The organism is Dictyoglomus sp. NZ13-RE01 (assembly GCA_002878375.1).
Lineage (GTDB): Bacteria > Dictyoglomota > Dictyoglomia > Dictyoglomales > Dictyoglomaceae > NZ13-RE01.
This window is the reverse complement of the sequence record NIRF01000014.1, coordinates 1-18,622: the sequence shown is the minus strand read 5'-3', so window position 1 is coordinate 18,622 and position 18,622 is coordinate 1. Positions and strand designations below refer to the sequence as shown.

The window sequence follows — 18,622 nt, the reverse complement described above, 5'->3', positions numbered from 1 at the left end:
CCCTCCTAAATTTTTAATTCCTTAGGTTGTTGAGCTGAATGAGGATGTTCAGGACCAGCATAAACCTTTAACTTTTTTATCATCTTTCTCCCTAAAGCATTTTTGGGAAGCATGCCCTTTACAGCCAGATAAATTATTCTTTCAGGATGCTTCTCCTTCATTACTTTGAAAGGTATAATTCTATGTCCTCCAGGATATCCTGAATGGGTAAAGTATGTCTTTGTTTCTTCCTTTTTCCCAGTAAGTACCACATCTTTTGCATTGATAACTACAACAAAATCTCCTGTATCCACATGAGGAGTATAAATAGGTTTATGCTTACCCCTTAAAATTTTAGCAATTTCTGATGCCAACCTTCCAAGGGTCTTTCCCTTTGCATCTACCAGATACCATTCTCTCTTTATCTCTTCTTTTTTTGCCATGTAACTTGACATTTATATTCCTCCTTTCCAGGAAATTAAATATATATTAATTTACAAAAAAAGTCAATATTTAACATTTAAAAGATATAATCCTTCAGAGGGAGCACATTTTCCAAATCTTTTATCAAATTTCTTTTCCAAATACAACTTCCATTCTTCAATGTCTTTTTTCTCTAAACCTACCTCTACCATCCCTCCTACAAGAAATCTTACCATTTTTCTTAAAAAATGGGAAGCAGTAATAAAAAAAAATAAAAACTCTCCCTTTTTCTCCCAATATGCAGATTCTATCTTTATTATAGTATTCTTTTTCTCATCTAAGGAACAAAAATTAATGAAATCGTGCTCCCCAAGAATTAATTCTGCAGATCTCATAAGTAAATCTACATTTAAAGACTTAGAAATTTGCCATGTAAAATCCCACAAAAAAGGAGAAATATTCTTTGAATTATAAATTATATACATGTAAGTTTTGTTTTTCGCACTATATCTTGCATGAAAATCATCACCAACAATTTCCAAGTCTTTTAATGTTATATCTCTTGGTAGCAAAGAGTTCAAAACGTATTTAAGCTTTTCTATATGAAAATCTTTCTCTGTTTTAAAATTTACTACCTGATTTATTGCATGCACCCCTCTATCGGTTCTTCCAGCCCCAATTATCCTTATATCCTCCTGAAAGATATCTTTTAAAATATTCTCCAATACCCCCTGAACTGTTCTTTTATCTTTCTGCTTTTGAAAACCATAAAAATCTTTTCCAAAATATGATATAGTCAGCTTCCAGTTAGGCATAACTAAATAATGAGCAATAATATGGAATATATTATAATTGCAGTCACATACAAAGTTTCTTTTCTTCCCCAGTAAACCTTCTTATAGCGAGTTCTTCCCTTTCCCCCTCTATATCCTCTTGCTTCCATAGCTTCTGCTAATTCTTCCGCTCTTCTAAAAGCACTTAAAAAGAGAGGAATTATTATTGGTAAAAGACTTTTGGCTTGATCTATAAGATTACCTCTACCAAATTCTGCTCCTCTTGATTTTTGTGCTTTTATTATTTTATCTGCTTCCTCTAATAGTGTTGGTACAAATCTTAGAGCTATAGTCATCATCATAGAAAATTCATGAGCAGGAAAATTAACGTATTTCAGTGGACTTAATAGATCTTCTAAACCATGTGCCAAATCTAATATGGATGTAGTTAAGGTAAGAATGGATGTTATCATTACCAAAAAAATGAGTCTTGATGACATAAAAATTGCCATCTTTATTCCATTTTCCGTTATGTGAATAATACCATATTTAAAAAATACTCTCCCCTGCTCTTCCCCAAAAAATAGATGAATAAAAAAGGTAAACAAAACAAGAAAATATACAGGTTTTAAACTTCTTAGAAAGTATCTAAAGGGGATTTTAGAGAGAAAGATATGAATTATTATGAAAGCAAGAAAAAGAAGATATGAAAAATTGAGCTTAATAAGAAATAACAGAATAACTAACCAAAAAGTAGTTATTAATTTAGATCGAGCATCTAAGTTATGAATTATGGAATTTCCCGGAATATATTGTCCTAATGGAAAGCTTTTTAGTGTCTCCATGATGCCAAATACTTCTTATATGCAATAATAACTTCTGCAATCTCATATATTGTCATATAACCTTTTATTGGATAACCTTTTCTTTCTAAAATTTCTACAATCTGAAGGGTTTGCGGAAGTTCTAAATTCATTTCCAAAAATTTATGTCTCTCATTAAAAAGTGAATCTTTTGTACCATCAAATATGATTTCTCCTTTATTTAATACTATGATTCTATCAACTAATGGTAATATCTCATCTAAATCATGTGAAACAATGATCACAGTCTTTTCCTTCCCCATCCAATTCTTCAAATAGTATAAAATTTCTCTTCTACCTCTTGGATCTAAGTTTGCTGTTGGCTCATCTAAAATCAATACCTCTGGATTCATAGCTATTATACTTGCTATAGCCAATCTTCTCTTCTCACCCCCTGATAAAGCAAAGGGGGATCTGTTCTTGAGCTCTTCAAAATTAAGTCCAACAGTCTCCAAAGCTTTTCTTACTATATTAGGCATCTCCTCCTCTTTAAAACCTAAGTTTCGAGGACCAAAGGCTACTTCCTCAAAAACTGTCTCATTAAATAATTGGTGTTCTGGATATTGAAATACTAAACCAATAATCTTACAGATTTCCTTTGAAGAATATTCTCTCATATCTCTATCTTTCAAAAGAACTCTACCCTCAGTAGGTCTTAAAAGCCCATTAAATAATTGAATAAGAGTAGATTTTCCAGAGCCTGTCTCTCCAATAATGCCTATTCTTTCCCCTTTATCTATCTTCAAAGAAATGTTTTTTAAGGCTAATCGTTCAAAAGGGGTATCTTTTTGATAATAAAAATTAACATTCTCCAAGGCAATTAAAGCCATCTCTCAAATTCCTCAATAGACAACATTGGATAAGGGATGTCTAAACCTCTACTTTTAATGATATTAGAAAGTTGAGTAACAAGAGGCAAGTCCAAACCACATTTCTTAATCTCTTGCTCCTTACAAAAAATTTCTCTTGGTGTTCCTATATCAATTATCTCACCCTTATTTAAAATTACAATCTTCTCTGCTAACACCGCCTCTTCCATATGATGGGTTATAAGAATTATAGATATTCCCTTCTCCAAATACAATTTTTTAACAATATTTAGAACCTCTTTTCTTCCTCTTAAATCAAGCATAGTCGTAGGCTCATCTAAAATGATATATTTAGGAAGCATAGCTAAAACACCAGCTATAGCTATTCTCTGCTTTTGACCTCCTGAAAGGAGATGGGGAGGATAATTTCTATATTCTTCCATATCCACTGCCTCAAGAGCAAATGCAATCCTTTCTTCTATTTCTTCTGGAGATAATCCTAAATTTTCACATCCAAAAGCCACATCTTCTTCCACAGTCATTCCTATTATTTGATTGTCTGGATTTTGAAATACAAGTCCAACTTTTTGCCTAATTTGCCAAATCTTATCCTCTTCTTTTGTATTTATTCCATCAACAATGACATCTCCATGGGCTGGAATTAAAAGCCCATTTATGAGCCTCGCCAATGTAGATTTACCAGAACCATTAGCTCCTATAATAGCCCAAAAAGAAGGAGAAGGTATCTCTAAATTTATATTCCTTAGAGCTACCTTCTCCTGTGTGCTCCCTTCTTGATAAACAAAGGTTACATTCTTTATTTCAATCATTTAGACGAGTTCAATTACTGCGGTAAGAGCGGCATCTCCTCTTCTATTTTCAGCCTTTAATATTCTCAAGTATCCGCCATTCCTCTCTTTATATTTAGGTGCTATATCTGTAAAAATCTTTCTAACTAATTCTCTGTCTTGCACTAAACTTTGTACTAATCTCCTATTATGAATTGAGTCCTCTTTTGCCAAAGTTATTACTTTCTCTGCTATCTTAGATACTTCCTTTGCTCTTGGATAAGTAGTTTTAATTTTTCCATGTTTGAATAAAGAAATTAATAAGGCTTTTAATAATGCCTTTCTTTGAGGAGTAGGCTTACTTAATTTCCTATAACCTTTACGATGTCTCATTAGTTTCCTCTCCTTTCTTAGCTGAAGAAAGAGATAAACCCTTCTCTTGTAATTTTTCTTTCAATTCTTGAAGAGACTTTTGACCAAAATTCTTAATATGTATTAATTCCTCTTCTGTCTTTGACAATAAATCTTCAAGAGTATTAATACCTGCCATTCTTAGAGCATTAAATGCTCTCGTAGACAACCCCAATTCCTCCAATGTAATTACCTTCTTTTCCTCCTCTTGAGTTGTAGTTATTTCTTTCTTTTCTGGCTCTAAAGTAGAAAATTCTTGTTCATAAATAAACTTTGCATGCTCCATTAATATTTTTGCTGCTTGTCTTAAGGCCTCTTCTGGCTTTACTGCTCCATTTGTCCAGATATTTAACACCAACCTATCTAAATCAGTTCTTCTACCCACTCTTGTCTTCTCTACCTCGTAACTAACTTTCCTCACTGGAGAAAATACTGAATCTAAATTCAATACTCCTAAGGGCTGACCTGGTACCTTATTTTCCTCCGCAGATACATAACCTTTTCCTTTTCTAACCTCAACTTCCATATAGAGAGGAACTTCTTCTACTAATGTTGCAATGACGAGATCAGGATTAATTATTGTAACATTAGCTGGAGCTTTAAAATCGCCAGCTTTTACTACTTTTGGTCCTTTTACTTCCAATTGTAGAATATGTGGCTCCTCGTCTTCTATTCTTACTACTAACTTTTTGAGATTTAAAAGAACTTCCAAAATATCTTCTTTCATACCTTTGTAAACTTCCAACTCATGCCTTACCCCTTCAATTTTTACAGAAGTTACAGCAGCCCCTTCTATAGAAGAAAGAAGAATTCTTCTTAAAGAGTTTCCAATAGTCCAACCATAGCCCCGTTCTAAGGGCTCAATGATAAACTTCCCATAAGTATCACTTAATTCTTCAACAAATATCTTCCTTGATTCTTCAATCAATTTCCCTACCTCCTTAAAGCATTAACGAGAGTAAAACTCCACAATCAACTGTTCTTGTACTGGAACATCTATTTCATCTCTATTAGGTAGTCTTAATACCTTACCTCTTAAATTCTCCTGATCAACCTCTAACCATGCAGGTACACTTCTGTTAGAGAAGGTTTCCAAAGCCTCTCTTACAGGAATTAGATCTTTATCTACAACCTCAATTACGTCTCCTACTTTCACATTATAAGAGGGAATATTTACTTTTCTACCGTTTACTAATATTTTCCTATGAGATACAAGCTGTCTTGCCTGGTCTCTACTTAGAGCCCATCCCAAACGATACACCACATTATCCAATCGAGTCTCTAAAATTTGTAGTAATCTTTCTCCTGTTACTCCTCTTCCTTTGGATGCTTCCTCAAAATATCTTCTAAATTGACGCTCTAAAACTCCGTAAATTCTCTTTACCCTTTGTTTTTCTCTTAATCTTAATCCATATTCTGTAAGCTTTCTCTGAACTTTTCCATGTTGTCCTGGTGCAGATTTCCTTCTATCAAAAGGACACTTATCTGTATAACATTTAGTCCCTTTAAGATATAATTTAATTCCTTCTCTTCTACACAAACGACAATCTGGTCCTGTATACCTTGCCATATTTCTCCTCCTTTTCTAAACCCTTCTTCTTCTTGGGGGTCTACACCCATTATGGGGAATTGGAGTAACATCTTTTATTAAATTAATTTCTAAACCTGCTGCCTGAAGAGACCTAATAGCTGTTTCTCTTCCAGGCCCAGGTCCTTTTACCAATACATCAACCCTCTTCATACCATATTCTAATGCTCTCTTAGCTGCCATCTCTGCTGCTAATTGAGCAGCAAAGGGAGTACCTTTTTTAGTTCCTTTAAAACCAGCTGTACCACCACTCCCCCAGGCTATAACATTGCCTTCTGGATCAGTAATGGTAACTATAGTATTATTAAAGGTAGAGCTTATATGGGCAACTCCTTCCGGAATGATCCTTTTTTCTCTTCTTGGTCCTCTTGCTCTTCTCTTCTTAGCCATTAATCCAAATACCTCCTAAGAAACTTAATTTTTTATTTATTTTTCCTTTCTCTTTGCACCAACAGTCTTACGAGGACCCTTTCTTGTTCTTGCATTACAACGAGTCCTCTGTCCTCTCACAGGTAATCCTAATTTATGTCTTATCCCTCTATAGCATCCAATCTCTATTAATCTTCGTATGTTATTTGCTATCTCTTGTCTCAAATCTCCTTCAACTTTATAATTCTTTTCAATCTCTTCACGTAATCTACTAATCTCCTCTTCTGTTAAATCTTTTACCCTTTTATTTGGATCTACTTTAGTTACTTCTAAAATTTTCTTACTTGTGGTACGACCTATTCCATAAATATAAGTTAATGCTATTTCAACTTTTTTATCTCTTGGTAAATCAACACCTGCAATTCTTGCCATATTGTTTCACCTCCTTATCCTTGCTTCTGCTTATGTCTTGGATTTTCACAAATTACCATTACTCTTCCTTTTCTTCTTATAATTTTACATTTCTCACACATTTTTTTAACAGATGCTCTAACCTTCATTTTTGACCTCCTTATTAGATGTAAAACGGTATATTATTCTACCTTTTGTTAAGTCATATATAGATAATTCTACTTTAACCTTATCTCCAGGCATAACTCTTATAAAATTCATTCTCATTTTTCCAGAAACATAAGCTAATACTTCAAAACCATTTTCCAATTCCACTCTAAATGTAGCATTAGGTAAAGCCTCTTTCACAGTTCCTATAACCTCAATAACATCCTTCTTATCCATATCCTTTCTACTCTTCATAAGTTACCACTTCAGGACCGTTTTTTGTAATAATAATAGTATGTTCAAAATGGGCGGACAAGCTTCTATCTGCTGTAATAGCTGTCCAACCATCTTCTAATATAATCACTTCATAACTTCCAGCAGACACCATTGGTTCTATTGCTAACGCCATTCCCTCCTCCAATATTGGTCCCCTTCCTGGAGGACCATAATTAGGAATACTCGGCGGTTCATGAAGACGCCTACCAATTCCATGACCAGAAAATTCTCTTATTACATTAAACCCATTTCTTTCCACATACTCTTGAATAGCCCAAGAAATATCTGATAAATGATTACCTGCCTTTGCTTTCTCTATACCTTTCCATAAAGCTTCTTCTGTTACTTTAATTAGTTTAATTGCAATAGGAGAAACCTCTCCTATTGGATAGGTTTTTGCAGAATCTAAATAATACCCCTTATATTCTATTCCTATATCAATACTTATTATATCACCATTTCTTAAAATTTTCTTCCTATTTGGAATACCATGTACGATCTCTTCATTTATTGAGGCACATATAACTTCTGGATAGCCTCTATATCCCTTAAAAGCTGGTTTTACTCTATATTTATTGATCAATTCTTCTGCGATTCTTGATATATCAAAAGTAGATATACCTTCTTTAATATATGGTTCCAAATCCTTAAATATTTTGGCTAATATCTGTCCCCCTTCTTTAATTATTGCCATTTCTTTTAATGATTTAAGCTCTATCATTCAAAACCACCTTTAATATTTCGTTCTTTACCTCTTCCCTTTCCTTCTCTCCATCTATCTCATAGATTAGACCCTTTGCTTTATAATAATCCAGTAGTGGCTTACTCTCTTTGTAATATGTTTCCAATCTTTGCTTTATGACCTCTGGAGTATCATCGCTTCTCTGATATAAAGCCCCACCACAAATATCACATTTTCCATCCACTTTAGGAGGCATAGAAATTAAATTATATATTGCACCACATACGCTACATACTCTTCGAGATGAAAGCCTCTTAATTACAAGTTCATCACTGGCTTTTAAATATATTATTTTAGGTACAACATTTTCCTCTTCAAGATACTTATCCAAAAGTTCTGCTTGTTTAATGGTTCTGGGATATCCATCTAATATAAATCCGTCTTTGCAATCTTCTTTCGTAATTCTTTCTTTTACAACTTCCCAAACTAACTCGTCTGGAACTAACTTACCTGAATCAAGATATTCCTTTACCTTCTTACCTAAAGGAGTCTCATTTTTTACTGCATCCCTAAATATATCTCCAGTAGATATATGGGGAATCTTTAACTCCTCACTAATCTCTTTCGCATGAGTACCCTTTCCAGCACCTGGCGGTCCAAAAAATATAATTACCCTTCTCATTTCAAAAACCCCTCATAACTTTTCATTATCATTTGAGCCTCAATGGCTTTAATAGTCTCTAAGATTACACCAACCATAATCAATATACTAGTACCACCTAATTGGAATTCCGTAACTCCCGTTAATCTTTCTATGAAAGTTGGAATTAATGCAATTATACCTAAAAATATTCCTCCAAAGAAATTAAGCTTGTTTAAAGTGTTAGCTAAGTAATCTTCCGTTGGTTTACCTGGTCTAACACCAGGAATAAATCCACCGTACTTTTTAAAATTCTCTGCCAGTTCACTTGGATCAAATACAATAGAGGAATAAAAATAGGTGAATCCCAAAACTAAAAGAAAATACAAAATAGGATACAAAAACGAATTAGGAGAAAAAATACTCATAGCACTTTTTACAGTGGGAACATTCACAAACTGCCCAATTGTTTGAGGAATCATCAATATTGTGATTGCAAAGATTATTGGTATTACACCTGCCTGGTTCAATTTCAATGGTAAATAAGTAGATTGACCACCATAGACTCTTCTTCCAACTACTCTACGGGAATACTGCACTGGAATTCTTCTTTCAGCACTTTCCTCCCAAACTACTCCTACAATAATTACAATTAAAAGGATAAAAAATAGAATTACATTAAACAAACCTATTTCTCCTCTTTGTAATAACAAAAAGGTTCTTGCCAAGTCGGTAGGAAATCTTGCTAAAATAGATGCCAAAATCAACAAAGATACTCCATTCCCAATTCCATATTGAGAAATTTGTTCTCCCAACCACATAATAAATGTAGTGCCTGCCGTTAAAGTTATGACGGTAGTTAATACATATAATGGCGTCAATTGAGGTATTACTTTATAATTATGCATGAATATAGTGAGCCCTAAAGCTTCTATAGCAGCTAAAAGGACAGTCAAATTTCTTGCGTATCTTGTTAACTTCTGTCTACCATCCTCTTCCTTTTTAAGAGCACCCAGAGAAGGGAAAATAACAGTTAAAAGTTCCATCATAATAGAGGCATTGATAAAAGGAGTTATACCCATAGCAAAAATTGAAAATCTTGCTAATGCTCCTCCAGTAAATAGATCTAAAAAACCTAATAGCCCTTGAGACTTAAATAAATTACTAAGAGCTACCCTATCTACTCCTGGCACAGGAATATGAGCACCAAATCTATAAACTGCAAAAATAAATAAAGTAAATAAAATTTTCTTTCTTAAATCAGGAAGTCTAAAAGCTCTTATTAAAGTATCAAACACTATTCAATCACCTCTGCTTTACCACCAGCTTTTTCAATCTTCTCCTTTGCCGTGGAGCTAAAAGCATGGGCTTTCACCACTAAAGGCTTCGTTATTTCTCCATCCCCTAAAATCTTTAGTCCCCATTCCAATTTTTTGATAATTCTCTTTTTCAATAATATTTCAGGAGTTACCTCATCATTTGCATTAAAATGCTTATCCAAAACACTCAGATTAACTACTGTATATTTCCTATAAGGAGCATTTGGAATTCCACCTAACTTAGGCAATCTCCTGGTTAAAGGTGTTTGTCCCCCTTCAAAACCTGGTCTTGTACCATCACCTGTACGAGAGTTTTGACCACTCATTCCTCTTCCTGCATATTTTCCAGAAGCAGCGTAACCACACCCTATTCTCTTTGGCTCTTTTCTTGAACCTAATTTTGGCTTTAACTCAAATAGTTTCAATTTTCTCCCTCCTTATCTTTAGACTGCTCTACTCCAATAACCTCGTTTATTCTCTTTCCTCTTGCCTTTGCTACTTCTGGGAGACTCCTTAGAGACTTTAACGCATTTAAAGTCGCCTGTGCTAAATTAATAGCTGTTGTGGAACCCAAAGACTTAGCTAAAACATTCTTTATTCCTGCAAGCTCTAAAACTGCTCGTGCTGCACCTCCAGCTATAACGCCTGTTCCTGGAGCTGCTGGCTTTAATAGAATTTTAGATGCTCCTAACTTTCCTACAACCTCATGAGGAATAGTCCCCTTACTTATAGCCACTTTAACTGCATTTTTCTTTGCTCTTCTTGTTGCCTTTCTTATAGCATCAGGTACTTCTGCAGCCTTAGCGATACCAACTCCTACTGTGCCTTGCTCATCTCCTACTACGACTAATGCCCTAAACCTAAGGTTCTTTCCACCCTTAACTACTTTGGCTACTCTCCTTATCTCTACAACTCTCTCTTTAAAAATAGGTTCTAATTCTTTACCCAAAACTGCTCCCTCCTAACATTTAAAATTCTAAACCTTCAGCTCTTGCGCTATCTGCCAGAGCCTTTATTCTTCCATGATATAAAAATCCAGCTCTATCAAAAACTACTTTTTTAATACCTTTTTCCAAAGCTCTTTGGGCAATAGTTTTTCCTACTAATTGTGCAGCTTCTATATTATCGGTAGATTTCAATTGTTTTCTAAGTTCTTTCTCAAGAGAAGAAGCAGAAACCAAAGTATGCCCTTTTGTATCATCAATTATTTGGGCATAAATATATCTCAAACTTTTGTAAACACATAATCTTGGTCTTTCTGGAGTTCCAAATACCTTCTTTCTAATTCTTAAATGTCTAATCTTCCTTAATTCTTTTCGAGATGGTTTGTTAATCATTTCTCCAAAACCTCCTATTTCTTACCAGCCTTACCAGCTTTTTGACGTACTTTCTCTCCTAAGTATCTAATACCTTTACCCTTATAAGGTTCAACTGGTCTAATGCTACGGACATATGCAGCAAATTGTCCAACTTTCTCCTTATCTATTCCTCTTACAGTAATTTTTGTATTTTCCTCTACAGTGACATTTAATCCTTCAGGAATATCTAATTCTACAGGATGAGAGAAACCTAAATCCATAACTAATTTGTTTCCTTGTATCCTTGCTCTGTATCCAGTTCCCTGTATTTCTAATCTTTTTTCAAAACCTTGAGTTACCCCAATAATCATGTTATTTATTAAAGCTCTGGTTAATCCATGCAGAGCTTTTGTAAACTTTTCATCATTTGGTCTCTCAACAACTATCTGGCTATCCTTAACACTTATAGAGATAATAGGATTAAAGCTTCTTTCTAATACCCCTAAGGGTCCTTTAACCCTCAAAGTATTTCCATCTAAAAACTCTACTTGCACTTTTTCCGGAATTGGTATTGGCTTCCTACCTATTCTTGACATTTACATCTTCCTCCTTTTCTACCATACCATACAAAGAACTTCTCCGCCGATTCCTAAGGCTCTTGCTTCTTTATCGGTCATTATTCCTTTTGATGTAGATACAATAGCTATTCCAAGCCCTCCTAAGACTCTTGGCAGTTCTTCTTTTCCTGCATATAACCTTCTACCTGGCTTACTTACTCTCTTTAAACCTTGGATAACTGGTGTTTTATTGATATACTTCAGCCAGATCTTTATTACTTTCTTTGGTTCCTCGCCGAGTACCTCGTAATTTTCTATATATCCTTCTTTTAATAATATTTCGGCAATACTTAACTTTATTTTTGAAAAAGGAACTTCTACAAAAGGCTTTCTCCTTTGATTAGCATTATTAATTCTCGTTAGCATATCTGCAATTGGATCTGTAAGTGTCATATTACAACCTCCTACCAACTTGCTTTTCTGACACCAGGAATTTCTCCTTTTAGAGCTAATTCTCTAAAACATAATCTACATAGACCAAATTTCCTTATATATCCCCTTGGTCTTCCACAAATTCTGCATCTATTATACTCTCTAACTTTATATTTCTTAGGTTTTAGCCATTTAACAATTTGTGATTTCTTAGCCACGAGCTCCTCCCTCTCTTTTTAAATTATTTTTTAAAAGGCATGCCTAAAAGTGTCAAAAGCTCTTTTGCCTCTTCATCAGTTTTTGCGGTTGTTACAATAGTAATATCCATACCACGAATTTTATCTATTTTGTCATATTCTATCTCAGGGAAAATCAATTGTTCTTTTATTCCTAAGGTATAATTACCTCTTCCATCAAAGGAACTAGGTGAAACTCCCTGAAAATCTCTTACCCTTGGTAGAGCTATATTAATTAATTTATATAAAAAGGCATACATTCTATCTCCTCTTAATGTGACTTTTAGTCCAATAGGCATGCCCTTCCTTAAATGAAAGTTAGATATGGACTTTCTTGCCTTCCTTACTATAGGTTTCTGTCCTGTAATTATTGCTAAATCCCTTGCAGCAGATTCTATTGCTGAAGGATTCTGTACAGCTTCGCTTACTCCAATATTAACTACTATTTTTTCCAATTTTGGAACTGCCATTGGATTTTTATAGTTAAATTTTTTCATCATTGCAGGAATAATTTCCTCTTTATATTTTTTCCTTAAAATCTCCATATATAATTCCCCCTATTATACCTGATCAATTATTTCGTTACACTTTTTACATTTTCTAACTTTTTGACCAGACTCCAAGAAAGTAAAACCAACCCTTGTTGGTTGATTACAACGAGGACAAATAAGCATTACCTTGCACCTGTATAGAGGAGCAGGTTTCTCAATAATCCCACCCTGTCTATTTTTCTGGGTAGGACGAGTATGCTTCTTAACAATATTAATTCCCTCAACAATAATTTTATTCTCCTTGGGCAGAACAGAGATAACCTTTCCTCTTTTACCCTTATCCTTTCCAGATATAACTAATACTAAATCACCTTTTTTTATACTAAATCCCATAAGTGATTCCTCCTTAAATTACTTCCGCAGCTAAAGAAATAATCTTTGTAAAGTTCTTATCTCTTAGTTCTCTTGCTACTGGTCCAAATACTCTTGTTCCTCTTGGATTTCCTTGTTTATCAATGATAACAGCTGCATTATCATCAAATCTTACACAAGACCCATCTTTTCTCTTAATAGTTCTTCTTGTTCTTATAACTACCGCATAAACTACATCGCCCTTTTTAATATTTGCTCTTGGAATTGCATCCTTAACACTTGCTACAATAATATCTCCAACACTTGCCACCTTCTTTTTCCCAAGAATTCTAAAACACATAATTTCTTTTGCTCCACTATTATCAGCAACAACTAACCTAGTTTGTGGCTGAATCATTATTCTCACCTGCCTCTAAAGCAATTTCTTCTTTAGGAACAACAACTTCAGAAGGTGCCAACTCTGCTCTCTTTAATATTTTAACCAATCTCCATCTTTTTTCCTTGCTTAAAGGTCTTGTCTCTTGAATTAAAACAATATCTCCCTCTTTAGCCTCTTGATGTTCATCATGGGCTTTATATTTTTTAATCTTCTTTACAGTCTTTTTATATAGAGGATGAGAAAAGGTACTTTCCACTAAAACTACAATGGTTTTCTGCATTTTATTACTTACAACTTTTCCAATTAATTCTCTTCTTTTGCCAGCCATAATTTTCCTCTCTCCTTGTCTTAAGATTTATTAAGTTCTCGCTCTCGAAGTATGGTTAGAATCCTTGCTATATCTTTTCTTACCATTTTAATTCTGTGAGGATTTGTTAATCCACCTGTAGAGAGCTGAAATCTTAAATTAAATAATTCCATTCTTAATTTTTTAAGCTCCTCTTTTAATTCCTCATCCGTCTTTTCCCTTAAATCTCTTGCCTTAACCATATTACTCACCACCTAATTCTCTTGTTACAAAACGTGTTTTTATAGGAAGTTTAGTACCAGCAATCCTAACTGCCTCTTTTGCATCTTCTTCTGGAATACCAGAGATCTCAAATAATATAGTGCCTGGCTTGACCACTGCTACCCAATCTTTAACATCTCCTTTACCACCACCCATTCTACTCTCAGCAGGTCTTGCAGTGACAGATTTGTCAGGAAAAATTCTTATCCAAACTCTCCCATTTTTACCTGCATGACGAGTAAGAGTTCTTCTTACAGCCTCTATTTGTTCACTTGTGATCCATGCAGGCGCCAATGCTTGAATGCCATAATCACCAAATACCAATGTATTGCCTCTTGTAGCCTTACCTTTCATTCTTCCTCGATGTTGCTTTCTATATTTGACTCTTTTAGGCATCAACATCGTAGTTCACCTCATCCTTTTCAAAATCTTCATCCTCTAAATAGATCTTTGTAGATTTTGAAGGAACTTCTTCAACAGTTTCTTTACCAAGTTCTGGTTTGTCTCCACGATATATCCAGACTTTTACACCTATGACTCCTGATATAGTTTTAGCCTCTGCAAACCCATAATCAATATCTGCCCTTAAAGTTTGCAGAGGGACTCTTCCTTCCCTAAACCATTCAGATCTTGCAATTTCAGCGCCATTCAATCTACCAGAACACATAACCTTAATTCCTTTTGCTCCACTTCTAAGAGCCCTATTTATTGCCTGTTTCATGGCTCTTTTATAACTAACCCTTCTTTCAATCTGAGAAGCTATATTCTCTGCTACTAATTGAGCATCAAGTTCGGGAACCTTTACCTCTACTACAGTTACGAAAACATTCTTATTTGTCAATTTCATCAAGTTTTTCCTTATATTTTCTATTTCCGCACCATTCCTACCAATCAAAATTCCAGGACGAGCAGCATGTATTTTAACATCTACCCTATTTGCTACTTTCCTTTCTATCTCTATTAAAGAAACCCCAGCTTGTAAATAATTTGTTTTTATATAATTACGAATTGCCCAATCTTCATGTAAGAATACAGAATAATCTTTTGTGGCAAACCAATGACTTTTCCAATCTTTGGTTATCCCTAATCTAAATCCATAGGGATGTGTTTTCTGTCCCACTTTACTCTTCCTCCCTCTCTTGAACGTAGATAACTATATGACAATTCCTTTTTTGAATAATATCAGCACGCCCACGAGCCCTTGGATTTAACCTCTTCCATCTCGGTCCCTCATTAACAAAAGCACGAGATACAAACAATCTATCCGCTCTTAACCCAAAATTGTGCTCTGCATTTGCTTTTGCAGATCTCAAACATTTTAAAATAAAGTATGCAGCCTTATGAGGCAGAGCAGTTAAAATTGCCTCAGCCTCATTTACATCTTTTCCTCTTATCAAATCAATAACTCTTCTTGCCTTGTATGGTGACATTCTAATAAACTTGCTTTCTGCTTTTACTTCGAACATTATATTTCCCTCCCTACTTTATAGCAGTAATTCGGGCTGTGGGAATTCTGTGACCTGTAAAGGTTCGGGTAGGAGCAAACTCTCCTAATCTATGTCCTATCATGTTCTCAGTTATATATATGGGAATGTGCTTTCTCCCATTATATACTGCTATTGTATGTCCCACCATCTCTGGGACTATTACAGATCTTCTTGACCAAGTTTTGATAATCTTTTTTTCTCCCTTTTCATTTAATTTCCTTATTTTTTCAAGTAGTTTTGGATCTACGTAAGGTCCTTTCTTTAATGAACGTCCCATGAGCTCCTCCCCTTTATTTTACTTCCTTTTTCTCATTAGCACGCTGTACAATAAATCTATCCGAAGGTTTCCTCTTTTTACGAGTCTTATAACCTAAGGTAGGCTTACCCCAAGGAGTGAGAGGTCCAGGATGTCCTATAGGAGCTTTACCCTCACCGCCACCGTGAGGATGATCCACAGGATTCATAGCAGAACCTCTCACATGAGGTCTCCTACCGAGCCATCTATTTCTTCCTGCTTTTCCTAAAACAACATTTTTATGATCTACATTTCCTACTTGTCCAATAGTAGCTCTACATCTTAAATCAAATAATCTAATTTCTCCAGAAGGAAGACGTACATATGCAAATTTCCCTTCTTTACCAAGAATTTGAGCAAAAGTGCCAGCAGCCCTTACTAATTGTCCTCCTCTTCCTGGATAGAGCTCCAAATTATGAATCATTGTTCCATCAGGAATATTTTTCAAAGGAAGATTATTTCCAACCTTTATATCAACATTCTCTCCAGAAATAACCTCATCTCCAACCTTTAAACCTTCAGGAGCAATAATATACCTTTTTTCTCCATCCGCATAGCATAACAGTGCTATTCTTGCGGATCTATTCGGATCATACTCTATACTTACCACTTTTGCAGGAATACCGTCCTTATCAATCCTATAAAAATCAATTATTCTATATAATCTCTTATGCCCTCCCCCTCTAAAACGAGTAGTTATATGACCAAAGTTATTTCTTCCTCCCGTCTTTTTAAGAGGAACCACTAAAGACTTTTCTGGCTCCTCCTTGGTTATCTCTGAAAAGTCTGGGAGGAGAGCATGCCTTGTTCCTGGCGTTATTGGTCTTAATTTTTTAAGTGGCATATTTTAAACCTCCTATACTCCACTAATTATCTCGATCTTATATCCTGGTTTTAAAGTTACTATTGCTTTCTTTCTTTTAGAAGTAAAACCTTGAGTTAACCCCATTCTTCTTAATTTAGGCTTTTCATTAATTATAGCCACCTTCTCTACTTCAACCTTAAATATTTCTTCAACAGCTCTTCTAACATCAATCTTATTAGCATCTCTGGCTATCTCAAAAACATACTTCCCCTCATCTTTCAATCTCAAACTCTTTTCTGAAATAATAGGTCTAATAATAACTGTATACGGATCTTTCATTTATTGTAATACCTCCTCGCTTACATCCTCCTTAGGCAAAAAGGTTTCCTCCAATTTTTTAACTGCATCCACTGTCAAAATCAAATAATCATATTTTAATAAATCATAAACATTTAAGCAAGATGCAACCATTAATTTTACTTTCTCAATATTTGATACTGCCCTTTTTATATTCTCATCCTTTTGAGGAGTGCTTACTAAAACAGATACATTATTTAAGCCAAAATTATTTAAAATTTTGATAAATTCTTTTGTTTTTGGTTGGGGAAGCTCAATTTTATCTAATATTATTAAGTTATTCTCTCTAAGTTTTGTAGATAAAGCGGATCTGATTGCCAATCTTCTCATTTTTTTAGGCATTTTGTAAGAGTAATCCCTTGGCTTAGGACCAAATGGTCTACCGCCTCCAACCCAATGAGGCGCTTTTCTATCACCTTGTCTTGCGTGACCTGTTCCTTTTTGAGGCCAAACCTTCCTTCCACTTCTATTTACCTCAGATCTTCTTTTCGTAGATGCTGTTCCTTGTCTTCCATTTGCTAAATGCATAACAACACAGGCATGGAATAGATCTGGACGAGTCTCTACTCCAAATAACTCTTCTCTAAGTTCAATTTCTCCAACTTTCTCCGCATTTTGATTATAAACTGGAACTAATATCATTTTTCTATCCCCTTCCTAAGTGATTTAACAGCTTTTCTAATTATAAGTAAGTTACCATGAGGACCTGGAACAGCTCCTTTTATGAATAATAAATCTTTTTCTCTATCAACCTTAACAATTTCTAAATTTTGTACAGTAACAGTTTCGTAACCATATCTTCCAGCCATTTTTTGTCCCTTCATAACATGCTGTACTCCACCTGCTCCAATTGAAGCACGTCTCCTATGAAACTTTGAGCCATGAGACATCCTTCCTCTTCTAAAATCCCATCTTTTTATGTGTCCAGTAAAACCTCTTCCCTTAGTTTTGCCAGTAACATCAACCAATTCTCCCTCTTGAAATATATCTACTCTTAACTCCTGTCCCTTGTTGTAATCATTAGGATTAAGAATTCTTATCTCCTTAATTATTTTGTGAGCTGGAAGACCAAGTTTTTGGAAAAAACCTCTCATTGGCTTGTTCAGCTTACTTTCTTTACACTGCTCATATCCTAATTGTATAGCATCATATCCATCATTTTCTTTTGTTTTAACAGATAGTATCAAACATGGTCCTCCTTTTACTACTGTTACCGGAAGGACTTCTCCTTTCTCAGTAAAGATCTGCGTCATACCAATTTTTCTTCCCAAAATTGCTTTTGTAGTCGGTGCAGACATAATTTATCCCCTCTCTATGTCTTAATTTCTACTTCCACACCTGCTGGAAGCTCTAACTTCATGAGAGCTTCCACAGTTTTTGCTGTAGGCTCAATAATATCTATTAATCTTTTATGGATCCTGAGCTCAAAATGTTCCCCTGAATTTTTATTCACATGAGGAGAACGCAAAACCCAATACCTGCTAACCTTTGTAGGTAAAGGTATGGGGCCTGAAATTTTTGCCCCTGTACCTCTTACAGTCTCAATAATCTGTTTAGTTGACTGATCTAATATTCTATGATCAAATGCTTTGAGTTTAATTCTTATCCTTTGCTTTTCCAAATAGCTACCCATAATAAATCTTCCCCCTACTCTATAATTTTAGTTACCACGCCAGCTCCTACAGTTTTTCCTCCCTCTCTTATAGCAAACCTTAATCCTTCCTCTAATGCAACTGGCTTTATCAACTTTACTTCCATCTCTATATTGTCCCCTGGCATCACCATCTGTACTCCCTCGGGTAACTTTATCTCACCTGTTACATCTGTAGTCCTGAAGTAAAATTGTGGCTTGTACCCACTGAAAAAT

General features: G+C 34.8%; 36 protein-coding genes. All 36 read right to left on the bottom strand.

Going from position 1 to position 18,622, the window contains the following annotated elements; genetic code table 11:
• Positions 1–5: 5 nt before the first annotated feature.
• Positions 6–434, bottom strand: a complete 429-nt coding sequence (locus CBR30_08310; protein ID PMQ00998.1) for a 50S ribosomal protein L13 — start codon at positions 432–434, stop codon at positions 6–8.
• A gap of 51 nt (positions 435–485) precedes the next feature.
• Positions 486–1,217: a tRNA pseudouridine(38-40) synthase TruA gene (locus CBR30_08305; GenBank protein ID PMQ00997.1), complete on the bottom strand. Its 732-nt coding sequence runs from the start codon at positions 1,215–1,217 to the stop codon at positions 486–488.
• Between the two features lie 2 nt (positions 1,218–1,219).
• A complete protein-coding gene (locus CBR30_08300) occupies positions 1,220–2,020 on the bottom strand; it encodes a transporter (protein PMQ00996.1) in 801 nt (266 codons plus the stop codon).
• On the bottom strand, positions 2,008–2,868 hold the full coding sequence (locus tag CBR30_08295) for an energy-coupling factor transporter ATPase (GenBank protein PMQ00995.1): 861 nt from the start codon (positions 2,866–2,868) through the stop codon (positions 2,008–2,010). The genes CBR30_08300 and CBR30_08295 overlap by 13 nt, the downstream gene beginning before the upstream one ends.
• Positions 2,859–3,677, bottom strand: coding sequence for an energy-coupling factor transporter ATPase (locus CBR30_08290; protein ID PMQ00994.1), 819 nt, complete (start codon positions 3,675–3,677; stop codon positions 2,859–2,861). Before CBR30_08290 ends, CBR30_08295 begins: the two co-directional genes overlap by 10 nt.
• Complete coding sequence (gene rplQ / locus CBR30_08285; protein ID PMQ00993.1) at positions 3,678–4,028, bottom strand: 50S ribosomal protein L17; 351 nt, start codon at positions 4,026–4,028, stop codon at positions 3,678–3,680.
• Complete coding sequence (locus CBR30_08280) at positions 4,015–4,974, bottom strand: DNA-directed RNA polymerase subunit alpha (GenBank protein PMQ00992.1); 960 nt, start codon at positions 4,972–4,974, stop codon at positions 4,015–4,017. Before CBR30_08280 ends, rplQ begins: the two co-directional genes overlap by 14 nt.
• 21 nt (positions 4,975–4,995) lie before the next feature.
• The gene (locus CBR30_08275) at positions 4,996–5,616 is read right to left on the bottom strand and encodes a 30S ribosomal protein S4 (protein ID PMQ00991.1); all 621 of its coding nucleotides are present in this window, start codon (positions 5,614–5,616) and stop codon (positions 4,996–4,998) included.
• Positions 5,617–5,631: 15 nt separating this feature from the next.
• Positions 5,632–6,024, bottom strand: a complete 393-nt coding sequence (locus CBR30_08270; protein ID PMQ00990.1) for a 30S ribosomal protein S11 — start codon at positions 6,022–6,024, stop codon at positions 5,632–5,634.
• A gap of 36 nt (positions 6,025–6,060) precedes the next feature.
• A complete protein-coding gene (locus CBR30_08265; GenBank protein PMQ00989.1) occupies positions 6,061–6,435 on the bottom strand; it encodes a 30S ribosomal protein S13 in 375 nt (124 codons plus the stop codon).
• Positions 6,436–6,449: 14 nt separating this feature from the next.
• Positions 6,450–6,563 (bottom strand): 50S ribosomal protein L36, encoded by a 114-nt coding sequence (locus CBR30_08260; GenBank protein ID PMQ00988.1) that lies wholly within the window; start codon positions 6,561–6,563, stop codon positions 6,450–6,452.
• A complete protein-coding gene (locus tag CBR30_08255; GenBank protein ID PMQ01017.1) occupies positions 6,553–6,798 on the bottom strand; it encodes a translation initiation factor IF-1 in 246 nt (81 codons plus the stop codon). Before CBR30_08255 ends, CBR30_08260 begins: the two co-directional genes overlap by 11 nt.
• Positions 6,799–6,805: 7 nt before the next feature.
• Complete coding sequence (gene map, locus CBR30_08250; GenBank protein PMQ00987.1) at positions 6,806–7,558, bottom strand: type I methionyl aminopeptidase; 753 nt, start codon at positions 7,556–7,558, stop codon at positions 6,806–6,808.
• A complete protein-coding gene (locus tag CBR30_08245) occupies positions 7,545–8,201 on the bottom strand; it encodes an adenylate kinase (protein PMQ00986.1) in 657 nt (218 codons plus the stop codon). The genes map and CBR30_08245 overlap by 14 nt, the downstream gene beginning before the upstream one ends.
• A complete protein-coding gene (locus tag CBR30_08240) occupies positions 8,198–9,457 on the bottom strand; it encodes a preprotein translocase subunit SecY (protein PMQ00985.1) in 1,260 nt (419 codons plus the stop codon). Before CBR30_08240 ends, CBR30_08245 begins: the two co-directional genes overlap by 4 nt.
• Positions 9,457–9,903, bottom strand: coding sequence for a 50S ribosomal protein L15 (locus CBR30_08235; GenBank protein ID PMQ00984.1), 447 nt, complete (start codon positions 9,901–9,903; stop codon positions 9,457–9,459). Before CBR30_08235 ends, CBR30_08240 begins: the two co-directional genes overlap by 1 nt.
• A complete protein-coding gene (locus CBR30_08230) occupies positions 9,900–10,427 on the bottom strand; it encodes a 30S ribosomal protein S5 (GenBank protein ID PMQ00983.1) in 528 nt (175 codons plus the stop codon). The genes CBR30_08235 and CBR30_08230 overlap by 4 nt, the downstream gene beginning before the upstream one ends.
• Before the next feature lie 19 nt (positions 10,428–10,446).
• The gene (locus tag CBR30_08225) at positions 10,447–10,815 is read right to left on the bottom strand and encodes a 50S ribosomal protein L18 (protein PMQ00982.1); all 369 of its coding nucleotides are present in this window, start codon (positions 10,813–10,815) and stop codon (positions 10,447–10,449) included.
• A gap of 14 nt (positions 10,816–10,829) precedes the next feature.
• The gene (locus CBR30_08220; GenBank protein ID PMQ00981.1) at positions 10,830–11,372 is read right to left on the bottom strand and encodes a 50S ribosomal protein L6; all 543 of its coding nucleotides are present in this window, start codon (positions 11,370–11,372) and stop codon (positions 10,830–10,832) included.
• Between the two features lie 18 nt (positions 11,373–11,390).
• Positions 11,391–11,786 (bottom strand): 30S ribosomal protein S8, encoded by a 396-nt coding sequence (gene rpsH, locus CBR30_08215; GenBank protein ID PMQ00980.1) that lies wholly within the window; start codon positions 11,784–11,786, stop codon positions 11,391–11,393.
• A gap of 11 nt (positions 11,787–11,797) precedes the next feature.
• Complete coding sequence (locus tag CBR30_08210; GenBank protein PMQ00979.1) at positions 11,798–11,983, bottom strand: 30S ribosomal protein S14 type Z; 186 nt, start codon at positions 11,981–11,983, stop codon at positions 11,798–11,800.
• 23 nt (positions 11,984–12,006) lie between these two features.
• Positions 12,007–12,546 carry a 50S ribosomal protein L5 gene (locus CBR30_08205; GenBank protein PMQ00978.1) on the bottom strand — a complete coding sequence of 180 codons (540 nt, stop codon included), beginning with the start codon at positions 12,544–12,546 and terminating at the stop codon, positions 12,007–12,009.
• A gap of 15 nt (positions 12,547–12,561) precedes the next feature.
• A complete protein-coding gene (locus tag CBR30_08200; GenBank protein PMQ00977.1) occupies positions 12,562–12,885 on the bottom strand; it encodes a 50S ribosomal protein L24 in 324 nt (107 codons plus the stop codon).
• Between the two features lie 13 nt (positions 12,886–12,898).
• Positions 12,899–13,261, bottom strand: a complete 363-nt coding sequence (locus CBR30_08195; GenBank protein PMQ00976.1) for a 50S ribosomal protein L14 — start codon at positions 13,259–13,261, stop codon at positions 12,899–12,901.
• Positions 13,242–13,571 carry a 30S ribosomal protein S17 gene (locus CBR30_08190; GenBank protein PMQ00975.1) on the bottom strand — a complete coding sequence of 110 codons (330 nt, stop codon included), beginning with the start codon at positions 13,569–13,571 and terminating at the stop codon, positions 13,242–13,244. The genes CBR30_08195 and CBR30_08190 overlap by 20 nt, the downstream gene beginning before the upstream one ends.
• Before the next feature lie 20 nt (positions 13,572–13,591).
• On the bottom strand, positions 13,592–13,792 hold the full coding sequence (locus CBR30_08185; GenBank protein PMQ00974.1) for a 50S ribosomal protein L29: 201 nt from the start codon (positions 13,790–13,792) through the stop codon (positions 13,592–13,594).
• Position 13,793: 1 nt separating this feature from the next.
• Positions 13,794–14,213 (bottom strand): 50S ribosomal protein L16, encoded by a 420-nt coding sequence (locus CBR30_08180; GenBank protein ID PMQ00973.1) that lies wholly within the window; start codon positions 14,211–14,213, stop codon positions 13,794–13,796.
• Complete coding sequence (locus tag CBR30_08175) at positions 14,200–14,931, bottom strand: 30S ribosomal protein S3 (protein ID PMQ00972.1); 732 nt, start codon at positions 14,929–14,931, stop codon at positions 14,200–14,202. The genes CBR30_08180 and CBR30_08175 overlap by 14 nt, the downstream gene beginning before the upstream one ends.
• 1 nt (position 14,932) lies before the next feature.
• A complete protein-coding gene (locus tag CBR30_08170) occupies positions 14,933–15,277 on the bottom strand; it encodes a 50S ribosomal protein L22 (GenBank protein PMQ00971.1) in 345 nt (114 codons plus the stop codon).
• Between the two features lie 13 nt (positions 15,278–15,290).
• Positions 15,291–15,575 carry a 30S ribosomal protein S19 gene (locus CBR30_08165; protein PMQ00970.1) on the bottom strand — a complete coding sequence of 95 codons (285 nt, stop codon included), beginning with the start codon at positions 15,573–15,575 and terminating at the stop codon, positions 15,291–15,293.
• 13 nt (positions 15,576–15,588) lie between these two features.
• Positions 15,589–16,437, bottom strand: coding sequence for a 50S ribosomal protein L2 (locus CBR30_08160; protein ID PMQ00969.1), 849 nt, complete (start codon positions 16,435–16,437; stop codon positions 15,589–15,591).
• A 12-nt stretch (positions 16,438–16,449) separates the two neighbouring features.
• Entirely contained in the window at positions 16,450–16,737 is a 288-nt protein-coding gene (locus tag CBR30_08155; protein PMQ00968.1) for a 50S ribosomal protein L23, read from the bottom strand.
• Entirely contained in the window at positions 16,738–17,397 is a 660-nt protein-coding gene (locus CBR30_08150; GenBank protein PMQ00967.1) for a 50S ribosomal protein L4, read from the bottom strand.
• On the bottom strand, positions 17,394–18,053 hold the full coding sequence (locus tag CBR30_08145) for a 50S ribosomal protein L3 (GenBank protein ID PMQ00966.1): 660 nt from the start codon (positions 18,051–18,053) through the stop codon (positions 17,394–17,396). The genes CBR30_08150 and CBR30_08145 overlap by 4 nt, the downstream gene beginning before the upstream one ends.
• Before the next feature lie 14 nt (positions 18,054–18,067).
• Positions 18,068–18,388: a 30S ribosomal protein S10 gene (locus CBR30_08140; protein ID PMQ00965.1), complete on the bottom strand. Its 321-nt coding sequence runs from the start codon at positions 18,386–18,388 to the stop codon at positions 18,068–18,070.
• Positions 18,389–18,402: 14 nt separating this feature from the next.
• A partial coding sequence (gene tuf, locus CBR30_08135; GenBank protein ID PMQ00964.1) for an elongation factor Tu occupies positions 18,403–18,622 on the bottom strand: 220 nt, incomplete at its 5' end.